This window comes from Pseudactinotalea sp., from assembly GCF_048594945.1.
Lineage (GTDB): Bacteria > Actinomycetota > Actinomycetes > Actinomycetales > Beutenbergiaceae > Pseudactinotalea.
Map to the genome: position 1 here is coordinate 26,119 of NZ_JBMDXJ010000233.1, position 11,532 is coordinate 37,650.

General features: G+C 71.1%; 10 protein-coding genes. 5 read left to right on the top strand and 5 right to left on the bottom strand.

The features are described 5' to 3' along the window. Window positions 1-22: 22 nt before the first annotated feature. Complete coding sequence (gene iolC / locus ACOJSN_RS10060; protein ID WP_420112359.1) at window positions 23-994, bottom strand: 5-dehydro-2-deoxygluconokinase; 972 nt, start codon at window positions 992-994, stop codon at window positions 23-25. Between the two features lie 168 nt (window positions 995-1,162). Between iolC and ACOJSN_RS10065 the strand changes: the two genes are divergently transcribed. Further along, window positions 1,163-1,888: a GntR family transcriptional regulator gene (locus ACOJSN_RS10065; RefSeq protein ID WP_420112360.1), complete on the top strand. Its 726-nt coding sequence runs from the start codon at window positions 1,163-1,165 to the stop codon at window positions 1,886-1,888. A gap of 14 nt (window positions 1,889-1,902) precedes the next feature. On the opposite strand, the gene ACOJSN_RS10070 is transcribed toward ACOJSN_RS10065, so the two are convergent. Genes ACOJSN_RS10070 through ACOJSN_RS10080 form a run of 3 tightly spaced genes read right to left on the bottom strand, consistent with a single transcriptional unit; the run spans window position 1,903 to window position 5,007 of the window. Next, a complete protein-coding gene (locus ACOJSN_RS10070; RefSeq protein ID WP_420112361.1) occupies window positions 1,903-2,799 on the bottom strand; it encodes an ABC transporter permease in 897 nt (298 codons plus the stop codon). Window positions 2,800-2,842: 43 nt separating this feature from the next. Beyond that, on the bottom strand, window positions 2,843-3,826 hold the full coding sequence (locus ACOJSN_RS10075) for an ATP-binding cassette domain-containing protein (RefSeq protein ID WP_420112362.1): 984 nt from the start codon (window positions 3,824-3,826) through the stop codon (window positions 2,843-2,845). Continuing rightward, window positions 3,823-5,007: a LolA family protein gene (locus ACOJSN_RS10080; protein ID WP_420112363.1), complete on the bottom strand. Its 1,185-nt coding sequence runs from the start codon at window positions 5,005-5,007 to the stop codon at window positions 3,823-3,825. Before ACOJSN_RS10080 ends, ACOJSN_RS10075 begins: the two co-directional genes overlap by 4 nt. Before the next feature lie 81 nt (window positions 5,008-5,088). On the opposite strand from ACOJSN_RS10080, the gene ACOJSN_RS10085 reads away from it, so the two are divergent. Both ACOJSN_RS10085 and ACOJSN_RS10090 read left to right on the top strand, forming a co-directional pair. Continuing rightward, window positions 5,089-5,748: a response regulator transcription factor gene (locus ACOJSN_RS10085; RefSeq protein WP_420112364.1), complete on the top strand. Its 660-nt coding sequence runs from the start codon at window positions 5,089-5,091 to the stop codon at window positions 5,746-5,748. Next, on the top strand, window positions 5,745-7,163 hold the full coding sequence (locus ACOJSN_RS10090) for a HAMP domain-containing sensor histidine kinase (protein ID WP_420112365.1): 1,419 nt from the start codon (window positions 5,745-5,747) through the stop codon (window positions 7,161-7,163). Before ACOJSN_RS10085 ends, ACOJSN_RS10090 begins: the two co-directional genes overlap by 4 nt. 12 nt (window positions 7,164-7,175) lie before the next feature. On the opposite strand, the gene ACOJSN_RS10095 is transcribed toward ACOJSN_RS10090, so the two are convergent. Next, window positions 7,176-8,639, bottom strand: coding sequence for a DUF222 domain-containing protein (locus tag ACOJSN_RS10095; protein ID WP_420112366.1), 1,464 nt, complete (start codon window positions 8,637-8,639; stop codon window positions 7,176-7,178). A gap of 193 nt (window positions 8,640-8,832) precedes the next feature. Between ACOJSN_RS10095 and ACOJSN_RS10100 the strand changes: the two genes are divergently transcribed. Continuing rightward, window positions 8,833-9,615 carry a 3-ketoacyl-ACP reductase gene (locus ACOJSN_RS10100; protein WP_420112367.1) on the top strand — a complete coding sequence of 261 codons (783 nt, stop codon included), beginning with the start codon at window positions 8,833-8,835 and terminating at the stop codon, window positions 9,613-9,615. Window positions 9,616-9,624: 9 nt separating this feature from the next. Further along, a partial coding sequence (locus tag ACOJSN_RS10105; RefSeq protein ID WP_420112368.1) for an FAD-binding protein occupies window positions 9,625-11,532 on the top strand: 1,908 nt, incomplete at its 3' end.

Below are 11,532 nucleotides of genomic sequence, written 5' to 3' on the forward strand. Positions count from 1 at the left end.
CGGTCCTCACTCACTGCCGCACTCATACGGCGACCCCGCTCATCAACGACTCGACCTCCGCCGTCGTGGGCATGGCGGTGGAGCACTCGAGCCGCGAGGCGACGATCGCGCCGGCCGCACTCGCGAACGAGACCATGCGGTGCAGGTCCCAGCCGGACAGCAGGCCGTGGCACAGCGCACCACCGAATCCGTCGCCTGCTCCGAGGCCGTTGAGGACCTCGACCGTGCTGGCTTCGACCACCACCTGCTCGTCGGCAGTGGCGGCGAGGACGCCGCGCGGCCCCATCTTGACGATCGCGACCTCCACACCGGCGTCCAGCAGCGCCGCAGCCGCCCGCTCGGGCTCGGTCTCGCCGATCGCCATCGCGCACTCCTCGCGATTGCCGACGGCGACGCTCACCTGTCCCAGGATCTCGCCGACAGCCTCGCGTGCCGCTGCCTCGCTCTCCCACAGGGTGGGCCGGTAGTCGAGGTCGAGCACCGTGTGGGTGCGCTTGCCGCGGATCTCGAGCGCCTCCCGGTGCGCGGACCTGCTGGGCTCCACCGACAGTCCGGTCACGGTCACCCAGAACAACGTCGCGGACGTGACCGCCTCGGCATGCGCTCGCAGGTGCTCGGGCGTCAGCTGCAGGTCGGGTGCGCTGGGCTCGCGGTAGAACCAGAGCGGAAAGTCGTCCGGCGGGTGGATCTCGCAGAACGTGATCGGGGTGTGCAAGTTCGGGTCGGTGATGACGAACCGGTCATCCACCCCGAGTTCGCGCATCTGTCGACGCACGTAGATCCCGAACGGGTCATCGCCCACGCCGGTGACCACGGCCGCCGAGCGTCCGTGCCGGGCAGCTGCCACCGCCACGTTCGTGGGGCTCCCGCCCAGGAACTTGCCGAACGAGGTGACGTCCTCGAGGCCCACGTCGATCTGGAGCGGGTACAGGTCGACGCCGCTGCGTCCCATGGTGAGTACGTCGAAGCCGGCATCGGCGTCGATCTGGGTCATGCGAAGCTCTCTTCCCTCTGCGTGCCTTGCGGTGGCATCCGTACCGAGCCTGCCCTGTCGGGCACCCACACCGCAAGAGTATGTCAGGACATTCTTTCAAATCAGGCCCCACGCGGTAACCTGTCACCGGACCCGCACCGATCTCAGGGGGAAACCGTGGACGCACCGATGCGTGTCGACCTGGACCGCACCAGTCCGGTGCCGCTGTATCACCAGCTGGCGTCAGCGATCGAGGCGGCGATCGTGGGCGGCACCTTGGCGCCCGGGTCGTCGCTGGAGAACGAGATCGCGCTGGCGCAGCGCCTCGGCATCTCGCGGCCGACGGCTCGGCAGGCGCTCAAGTCCCTGGTGGATCGGGGACTGCTGGTGCGTCGCCGCGGGGTCGGCACACAGGTGGCACCCACACAGATCCATCGTCCGGTCGGGCTGACCAGCCTCTACGACGACCTCGAGGGCAGCAGGCAGCGGCCCTCCACCCGGCTGCTCGAGTGGGAGCCGCGCGAGGCGAGTGCCGAGGAGGCCGAGGAGCTCGAGATCGAGCCGGGCTCCGCCGTCGTCATGATCTCTCGGTTACGACTGGCCGGGGACGACCCGATCGCGGTCCTGACCAACCTGCTTCCGGCCGAGCTGGCGCCCGCACGCGAGGATCTGGAACGCACCGGCCTGTACGAGTGCCTGCGCGAGCGCGGCTGTCAGCCCTCGGTCGCCAAGCAGCGCATCGGCGCCCGCACCGCCTCGGCGGCCGAGGCCCGGATGCTCGAGGAGTCGGCCCGCAGTGCGCTGCTCACCGCCGATCGTGTGGCGTACGACGACGCCGGTAGGGTCGTCGAGGTCGGTCACCACATCTATCGCGCGAGCCGGTACTCGTTCGAGACCACGCTGTTCTCCCGCTGAGACCACACCAGCCGCTACGAGGTGATGTCCGCCGTCGTGAACCTCGCCCAGGCGAGCGAGCCGAAGATCACGACCCAGGCCGCCTGCACCCCCATGCCCTGGGCCAGCAGCGACCATGACACCTCGGCGCGGAGGAACTCCGCGAAGTCGAACCAGTGGTGGGTCAGCAGGTACGGGTGGATCGCGGCGAGCTGGGGGAGCGAGTCGAGCACGTTCGAGACGATCGAGACCACCACGGTCGCGGCGATCACGCCGATCGGGACCTCGGTGAGCGTCGAGAAGAACAGCCCGACGGCGAGCAGGCCGGTCAGCGAGAGCGCCACGAACGCCGCGACGCCAAGCATCCGGGCCAGCCCCGCACCCGCGCCGACCGTCTGACCGGAGAGCAGATCGAGGTCACCGAAGCCGAAGTAGATGCCGCCCGTGAGCAGCGCAACGAGCGTGACCAGCGCGACGGCGACCACCACCAGGGTCAGCGCGGCGATCGCCTTGGCCAGCAGCAACCGGCCGCGACCCACCGGGACCACGAGCAGGTAGCGCAGGGTGCCTGCCGAGGCCTCGCCGGCCACGGCGTCGGCGGCGGCGATGCTCACGCCGAGCGGCAGCAGCAGCGGCAAGCACAGGAACAGCGCGGTGACCACGAGAAACAGCCCGTTGCCGCTGACCCGATCGATGAAGCCGGGTCCTTGTCCGGCGTACGCGCTGTCTCGGGTCACCCGCACCACCGTGCCGACCAGCACCGGGACCAGCGCCAGCAGCAGCACCAGGAGCTGGGTACGGCGGCGCCCGAGCACCAGCCGCAGCTCGCTGCGCAGGAGTCGGCCGAACCCGCCACGTGACCGCTCGGGTGCGGACTCTGTAGCCCGTTCGGCGTCGAGACCGAGGCCTACCGCCGAGACCGAGGAGTGCACGCCTAGGGCTCGGCGCGGAGGCTAGGTTTAGGCCGTTCGTGCCTCACCCCGAGACATCGAAACCCGGCCCGGTCAGCTCGACGAACAGGTCCTCCAGCGTGGGTCGCTGCACCTCGATGCCGAGCACCGGGATGCCCGCCGCCACGAGCGCCGGCGCGAGGTCGGCCAGCGGCACGGATCCCAGGCGTGCGGAGACGGTGTCGCGGCCATCGCTCTCCGGGGAGACCACGCCGAGGTGTGCCAGGGTCTCGCTGGCGTCGGAGAGACGATCCGGCTCGGTGGTGACCAGCACCTGCACGGCGTCGTCGGCACCCAGAGTCTCGCGCGGACCCTGCATGAGCAGCTTGCCCTGCCGCATGACGCCCACGTGCGTGCACACCTGGTCGATCTCCGAGAGCAGGTGCGAGGACACGAGCACCGTGGCGCCCTCGCCCGCCAGCTCCCGGACCAGGTGACGGACCTCGCGCGTGCCTTGCGGATCGAGCCCGTTGGTGGGCTCGTCGAGCACGAGCAGCTCACGCGGGCGCAGCAACGCCGCCGCCAGCCCGAGCCGCTGCTTCATCCCGAGCGAGTACTGGCGGTACGGCTTGCGCGCGGCGGCCGCGAGCCCGACGCGTTCGAGCGCCTCCCCGATCCTGCTGCGCGAGGTGAGCCGTGGCGCGCTCGCGTCCACCGCGTCGAGCCGCTCCAGATTCGCGCGGCCGGACAGGTACGGCTGAAAAGCCGGCCCCTCGACCAGGGCGCCGACACGAGGCAGAACCTTCGCACCGCCGTCGGGCATCGACTGCCCGAGCAACCAGGCGCGCCCGGCGGTCGCCTGCACCAGACCCAGCACCATGCGGATCGTGGTCGTCTTGCCCGAGCCGTTGGGGCCGAGGAAGCCGTAGACGGCGCCGCGCGGGACCTCCAGGTCGATGCCGTCGACGGCGACCTGGCCGTTGCGGAATCGCTTCGTCAAGCCCTCGGTACGCACGACGGCGCCCTCGTCACCGAGGGCGTCGTCGTGCTGCGTTGCGGTCGCGGTCACGCCAGGCCGGCAGCCTCGAGCAAGGCCTCGCCGGGCACGGCGCCGACGAGCACGCGGCCGTCGTCGGTGATGAGGACGGAGAGCAAGGCGGAGGACAGGAGGCGGCCGCCGTCGACCGGGGTGGTCAGCTGCTCGTAGAGCGCGGCGGCGTCGAGGTCGGTGCCGTGGCCGCCGAGCTCGTCGATGAGGTCTCCGCCCGGGCCGCCGCCGAGGGGCGAGTCGTCGAGCTCATCGGCCACTGCGGCCGGGTCTCCGGCGAGCAGACCCTGGACGTCGACGTCGGTGCGCTCCACGATCGTGGCGAAACCCTCGCCCGTGACGGTGACGCCCTCCGGCAACCCGTCCGGGTGGTGCTGCCCCTGGGCGTCACCGATCTCGAGCACCTTCTCCTGCACCTCAGCGCCCGAGGGGACCGAGAACGTCAGTGCGGCGTCACTCGGTGCGGTGAAGCTGACGTCGGTGTAGGCGAGCTCCACCGCTGGGGCGTCGGTCGCCTCGACGCTCCAGACCTGCACCGACAGCGGGGTGAGCGTCTCGCCGTCGACCGCGATCACGAACCTGTCCACGAGGGTGCCGGCGTCGGTCGGCGTGATGACGACCTGGTAGGCGTCACGCCCGGCGACGACGGTCGCATCGGCGATCGCCACATCGGCGTGCTCCCGGGCGCGCTCGAGCGCATCCTGTGCGAGCTGCTGCGGTGTGGGCACGGTGCCGGCGGACTGGGCGGCAGCCTGCTCCTCCTCGGCGTCGCTCAGCCGCTGCTGGGTGTCCGGGCCGAGCGTGACGTGCGTGACCTCGTTGCTGCCGGAGGCGTACGTCCACGCCTCGGGGCCGTTGGTCACCACCGAGTACTCCGACGTGCTGCCGAGCAGTGAGATCCGGGACCGGCTCTCCGCATCCGTCCAGGTCCTGATCGTGCTGGAACCGGCCAGCAGGTTGAGCGGGTCGGCGCCGCCGGTCAGCTCCGTGGGGATCTCCGGGAGCCCCAGTCGCGCCGTGTAGACGGCGGAGCCTGACATCGGGACGGGCTCGGCCTCGGCGATCGCCGCCACGAGCTCGTCCGGGGTGACCTCGGGCAGGTCGGCGGAGTCTGCCGATGCCAGAGTCGGGATCGTCGCGGCGGCGACGACGGCGACGGCGGCAGCCGCAGGGACGGTCCAGCGCAGGAGGGTGCGGTTCATGGGAACGAGTATTCGACGGTGTCGCTGAGAGCAGGCTGAGAGGTCCGCGCCGGCCGTCCGCACATGGGGGATGCTGAGGGCATGCGGGTCCTCGTGGTCGACGACGAGCGTACGTTGGCGCGCTCGCTCGCGCGCGGGCTGCAGGCCGAGGGTTTCACGGTCGACCTGGCGCACGACGGCGCGCGCGGTCTCGAGATGGCGCGGTTCGGCGATTACGACGCGGTCGTCCTCGACATCATGCTGCCGCTGCGCAACGGCTACGACGTGGTGACCGCGCTGCGTGCCGAGCAGATCTGGACCCCGGTGCTGCTGCTGTCCGCGAAGGACGGCGAGCACGACGTCGCCGACGGTCTGGATGTCGGCGCCGACGACTACCTGACCAAGCCGTTCTCGTTCGTGGTGCTGCTCGCCCGGTTGCGGGCGATGGTCCGTCGACCGGCGGTGCCGCGGCCCGCGACCCTGGCGGTCGGTGCGCTCACGCTGGATCCTGCGACGCGGGACGTCACGGTTGCGGACCGACCGGTCGTGCTGACGACCAGGGAGTTCGCGCTGCTCGAGTACCTCATGCGCAACCCCGGCCGGGTCATCGGCAAGCTCGAGCTCCTCGACCACGTCTGGGACGGCGAGGACGTCAACGTGGTGGAGCAGTACGTCGGCTACCTGCGGCGCAAGGTCGGACGCGACGCCATCGTGACTGTGCGCGGCGCTGGCTACCGGCTGGCCGGCGCGGCGCCCACATGAGCCGGACGCCGCGGCGCCGCACGCTGCGGCTGCGGCTGACGCTGGTGACCGCCGGCGCGCTGGCGCTCGCGCTCGCTGCCGGCTCGGTGCTGCTGGTGCAACTGGTCACCGGGCAGCGGGTCGATGCGCTGGACGAGGCGGTGACCGCACGCGTGAGCACGGTGGCCGATCTCGTGCGGACCGACCGGCTGCCCGACAGCCTGCCGGTCGTCGCACCGGGTGAGGTGGTGCAGATCCTGGACCCCGGCGGGCGGGTGGTGGCGACGTCGAGCACGGGCTCCCAGACGCTGCCGGTGGTGGAGTCGGACGTCGTGGACGACGCCGGCACGGTGGGGTCGAGGCAGCCGATCGTCGTCACGGCTCCGAGCCCGTACGCGGGGCAGGCGCGCGTAGCGATGCTGCTCGTGGCGCCCGAGGAGCTGCCTGAACGACTCGCCGCGGCAGCCGGGGACGACGGTCTGCTCGTGGTCGCCGCCGTGCCGCTCGGTGACGTGACGGCCACCGCAGGAACACTGGCGTGGCTGCTGGTCGGCGTGGTCCCCGTGCTCGTGCTCGGGGTGGGGCTCGCGGTGTGGCTCGTGCTCGGGCGCGCGTTGCGGCCGGTGGAGGACCTACGGGTGGCGGCGGCGGAGGTCGCCCAGACCGGCGGGCGCGGCTCGCTGCCGGTACCGGCAACCGGGGAGCTCGCCGCGCTCGCGACCACGCTCAACACGATGCTGGATCGTCTGGATGCTGCGGCCGTGGCCGAACGTGCCGCCGCCAGCAGCGCCCGCAGTGCGGCGGACCGGCAGCAGGCGTTCGTGGCCGACGCCGCACACGAACTGCGGTCGCCGATCGCCTCACTACGCACGGCGCTCGAGGTGGCCGAACGGCACCCCGAGGCATATCCGCCTGAGGAGCTCGTCGCTGACCTCGGCGCTGACGTGACGCGGATCGCAGCGCTCGTGGAGGACCTGCTGCTGCTCGCCCGGGTGGGGTCGCGCCCACGGCGCACCGACGTGCTCGACCTCGCCGAGATCGCTGCGCGCGTCGCACAGGAGGATGGCGGAGCCCCGCAGGTGGAGATCGAGGGCGAGGGCATCGCCGTCGGAGATGGTGCCGCTGTGGGACGGGTGCTGCGCAATCTCGTGGCCAACGCGAAGCGACACGCGAGCGGCCGGGTGCGCGTGAGCGTGGCCGACGGTGAGGTGACCGTGGATGACGACGGCCGTGGCGTCCCCGAGGCCGACCGCGAACGCGTCTTCGAGAGGTTCGTGCGGCTTGAGGAGGCGCGTGAGCGGGATGCGGGTGGTTCCGGGCTCGGCCTCGCCATCGCGCGCGAGCTCGCGCGGGAGCAAGGTGGTGACGTCGCGCTCGCCGACTCTCCATGGGCGGGCCTTCGCGCGCGGCTCACGCTGCCGACCTGGACTGCGTAGCGACCACGGTCGCTACGCAGCCGTCAGCCCTAGCCGATTCCGAAGTCGCAGCGCGGGCACGACGCCCCAGCGCCCGCCCGGCTCGCGCACGCATCGAAGCCGACCGGCGTGGACCTCGGTGTGACAGTGCTGGCAGAGCGGAACGCCGCCGTCAGAGTCGGTCGCGCCACCGTGGGACCACCAGATAGCGTGGTGGATCTCGGTGAACCCGGGCGGTGCGTCACAGCCCGGGTTCTGGCAGCCCCCGGGGTATGCGGTCAAGATCGCCTTGCGTTGGTGCTTCGTATGCGCGCGCCTCGTGCGACCGAGCTTCAGCGGCAGACCGTCCTCACCGATGACGCAGGCTTGCAGGTACCCGTCGCACATGATTCGAGCCGCCACGTGCGCCGGCACGGGTTCGCCGGAGCTGGCCAGATGGGCGACGCCGGCGCCGGTCCGGGTGTGCTCGGCCAGCTCTGCTTCGCTGATCGTGACCATCACGGTGGCGGCGTCACCGCCGATCCGGGGCGCGTCGGCGAGCTCCATGGCGCGAGTGATGAGCCCGACCAGGGTGTCGGCCTGGCGCTGCGCGGTGCTGCGTTCGTCGAGGTGGCCGCGCCGGGCGAGTCCGGCGCCGGGTGCGGCGTTGGCGTGGTCGTCGCAGCCGCTGGGCTCGTCGTCCTCGTACCTGCTGCGGGTGCGGGGGGCGTTGTGCGCGTCGAGTGCCAGCCGCAGTGCTTCGCCCTGCTCGGGCGGTAGCAGGAGCGTGCCCGCCCACATGCCATCGGCGCGACGGCCGAGCGTGAAGGAGCGCGCGGCGCGCTGCGCCTCGTATGACGGCTCCGGACCATCGGGGTCGATGGCGTCGCGCCAGACGCGTGCCTGCACGCCCAGCAGCTCCGGCGTCAGGGGGAGTCCACCCGTGCAGGGTTCGCCGCCGGCGCACTCGCCGTGTTCGTCGGTGTGCGCGTGCCCGCTGGCCGATGCGACGAGCGCCCGCTCGGCGGCATCGAGATCGTCAGGGTGTGCTCGCGCGGATGCGTCGAGCAGGTGCTGGCGGATCACCAGGACCTGGTCCAGGCCGACGGAGCCCTCGGCGAGCGCTTGGGCGGCATGCGGCAGCAGCGGCGGGAGGACGCCGGTCGAACCGACACCGCGCGGCAGTGTGGCCGCGCCGGCCTGCCGCCACCGGGTCAGCGTGCGTCGGCTGGCTCCGGTCAGGGTCATCAGCAGCGCCGCCCCATCGCGCAGACCGTGCCGTGCCGCGAGGGAGTCCTCAGGGTCGGCGCGGCGGCACTGGTCCTCCACCGCGTCCACGGTGCGGGCCATCGCGGCATCCGACAGCCGGGCGATCCCGGCGGCCAGCTCAGCGGCCTCGAGGAGCTCCGACGCCGGCAGCTGCGTCAGCGACGGCAACGCCTCGGCAGCCTCGACGAAGGCTCGGTGCACCTGCCGCAGCAGGCCTACCAAGCCCTCGTTCGCCGTCGCCGCCTCCATGCACCAACACTACATCAACCTAGAACAGACATGCTAGATCTGATCGGGAGTTCTTTCGACCATGTCTAGCGCCGACCGCCGACATCGATGGCTACGGAAAGCGCTTGCCGATCGCGTCTGGATGAGGCAGGATGGAGCCCAGTCCGCCGTGCCGCCGTCTGTGTGGTTCGCCCCCGAGTCGAGGGAGTTGTCCGTGCCCAGCGATCGTCCTGTCGCGCTTGTCACCGGTGGAAACCGCGGGATCGGCCTCGGCATCACCGAGGCGCTGCTCGAGGAGGGATACGCCGTGGCGATCCTCGCCACCCGCGAGGAGCCCACCGCGCTCATCGCCGGCCTGCGCGAGAAGGGCGAGGTGATCTACGTCCGCGGCTCGGTGGCCGAGCTCGAGGACCACGCCCGCTACGTCGACGCGGCGCTCGAGCAGTGGGGCCGCATCGACCTGCTGGTGAACAACGCCGGCGTCGCCCCCAGTGTGCGCGCGGACATCCTCGAGGCCGAGGCGGAGAGCTTCGACCGGGTGCTGGACATCAACCTGCGCGGCCCGTACTTCCTCACGCAGCGGGTCGCCAACGCGATGATCGCCCAGCGCGGATCGATCGAAGGCCTCCCTGCGCAGCCTGTCGGCACCATCATCAACGTGTCCTCGGTCTCGGCGACAGCCGTCAGCACCAACCGGGGCGAGTACTGCATCTCGAAGGCCGGCGTCGGCATGGCGACCCAGCTCTGGGCCGTGCGCCTCGCCCCCGAGGGGATCCTCGTCTACGAGGTGCGCCCCGGCGTGATCGCCACCGACATGACCGCCGGCGTGCAGGCCAAGTACGACGCGCAGTTCGCCAACGGCCTTGCCCCCATGCCCAGGTGGGGTACACCCGCCGACGTGGCGGGCGCCGTCGTCCAGCTCGCCGCCAAGAAGATGCCGTACTCGACCGGTGACGTGATCACCGTCGGCGGCGGCATGCAGATCCCGACCCTGTAGGAGCGCACCGTGACCACGCCCCTCGACGACGAGACCAACCCCGGGCTCGAGCCCGCGCACCTGGAGCAGACGGACAAGGTGGTGCTCGGCGATCCGTCGGAGGCGCCCACCGTCACCATCGCCGGGCACGCGATCCCGGTGGTCGCGGCGAACACCGTGGTGGTCGGCACCGGATCGGCCGGCTACTGCGCCGCGGACCGACTGTGGGAGTTCGGGCAGACCGACGTGGTCATGGTCGCCGACAAGATCAACGCGGGCTCCTCGCGCAACGCCGGCAGCGACAAGCAGACGTACTACAAGCTCACCCTCTCCGGCGGCGACGACGACTCGGTCCACGAGATGGCACACACGCTGTTCTCGGGCGGGGCGATGGACGGCGACAACGCGCTCGCCGAGGCCGCGCTCTCCGCGCGGGGATTCCTGCGTCTGTGTGACCTCGGGGTGCCGTTCCCGCAGAACCGGTACGGCGAGTTCATCGGCTACAAGACCGACCACGATCCGCGCCGCCGGGCCACCTCGGTGGGGCCGTACACCTCGCGCTCGATGGTCGCGCAGCTGGAGAAGAAGGTCGCGCGCAACGGCACACCGGTCTATGACGAGTGCCGGGTGGTGGATCTCATTCGAGAGCCCGACGGCGGGGGGATCGCTGGTCTCCTCGTGTTCCGTACGGATGTGAAGCCGGGTTCGGACCAGAGCCCCTACCTGCTGTTCCGCTGCACCAACATCGTGTACGCGACCGGCGGCCCTGCGGGCATCTACGCGACCCGCGTGTTCCCCAACGGTCAGTGGGGCGCGAGCGGCGCCGCCTACCGCGCGGGCGTGCACGGCAAGAACCTCACCGAGTGGCAGTTCGGGCTCGCGTCGATCAAGCCGCGCTGGAACGTCTCGGGCACCTACATGCAGGTGATCCCGCGCTTCATCTCCACCGACGCTGACGGCAACGACGAGCGGGAGTTCCTCACCGAGGCGATCGGTGACTACGGCCGCATGATGAGCATGGTGTTCCTGAAGGGCTACCAGTGGCCCTTCGACATCCGCAAGGCACGTGACGGGTCCAGCCTCATCGACCTGCTGGTCTATCGCGAGACGGTATTGCGCGGGCGTCGGGTCTTCCTCGACTTCAGGTCCAACCCGGTGCAGGAGGAGTTCGATCCTTCAGCTCTGTCACCCGAGGCGCACGAGTACCTCGAGCGCGCCGGCTGCCTGTTCGGCACGCCGATCGAGCGGCTGCGGCACATGAACGAGCCCGCGTACCAGTTCTACCTCGGCAAGAACCCGTACGTGGACCTGGAGAAGGAGCTCCTCGAGGTCGACGTGTGCGCCCAGCACAACAACGGCGGCCTGCTCGTGGACGCGTGGTGGCAGTCGAACGTGCCGGGGTTCTTCCCGGTGGGCGAGGCCGGGGGAGCGCACGGCGTGTACCGCCCGGGCGGCGCCGCTCTCAACTCAGGCCAGGTGGGTGCGACCCGCGCTGCCCGCTTCGTCTCAGCAGCGCGCACCCAGGACCCGATCGACGAAGCCGCGTTCACGGCGGCCGCCGAGGCCGTGGTGAGCGACGCCGTCGGGCTGGTCGCGAAGGCGACCGAGCGGGCGGCTTCAGGTACGCCCGACAACACCGGTGACCTGCTGCGCGACATCCAGGTGCTGATGAGCGCGAAGGCGGGGCCGGTGCGCAGCGCCGACTCGATCGACGAGGCGCTCGAGCAGGTGCACGAGTGGCTGGCTTCCTACGACGACCTCATCAGTGCCGACGGCGGCTCTCGCCGGTCGATCAACCGCACCTTCCTGGTGCGGGACATCTTGGTGACGTCGTACGTGTACCTGAGCGCGATGAAGGATTACGTGCAGCACGGCGGGCGGTCGCGCGGCTCGGTGCTGTACACCGATCCTTCAGGCGACCTCCCTCAGGTGGGGTAT

Coding starts and splice junctions, on each gene's coding strand:
- ACOJSN_RS10095 (WP_420112366.1), bottom strand. CDS start 8,639: ATGGAGGCGGCGACGGCGAACGAGGGCTTGGTAGGCCTGCTGCGGCAG.
- iolC (WP_420112359.1), bottom strand. CDS start 994: ATGACCCAGATCGACGCCGATGCCGGCTTCGACGTACTCACCATGGGA.
- ACOJSN_RS10080 (WP_420112363.1), bottom strand. CDS start 5,007: ATGAACCGCACCCTCCTGCGCTGGACCGTCCCTGCGGCTGCCGCCGTC.
- ACOJSN_RS10085 (WP_420112364.1), top strand. CDS start 5,089: ATGCGGGTCCTCGTGGTCGACGACGAGCGTACGTTGGCGCGCTCGCTC.
- ACOJSN_RS10090 (WP_420112365.1), top strand. CDS start 5,745: ATGAGCCGGACGCCGCGGCGCCGCACGCTGCGGCTGCGGCTGACGCTG.
- ACOJSN_RS10065 (WP_420112360.1), top strand. CDS start 1,163: ATGCGTGTCGACCTGGACCGCACCAGTCCGGTGCCGCTGTATCACCAG.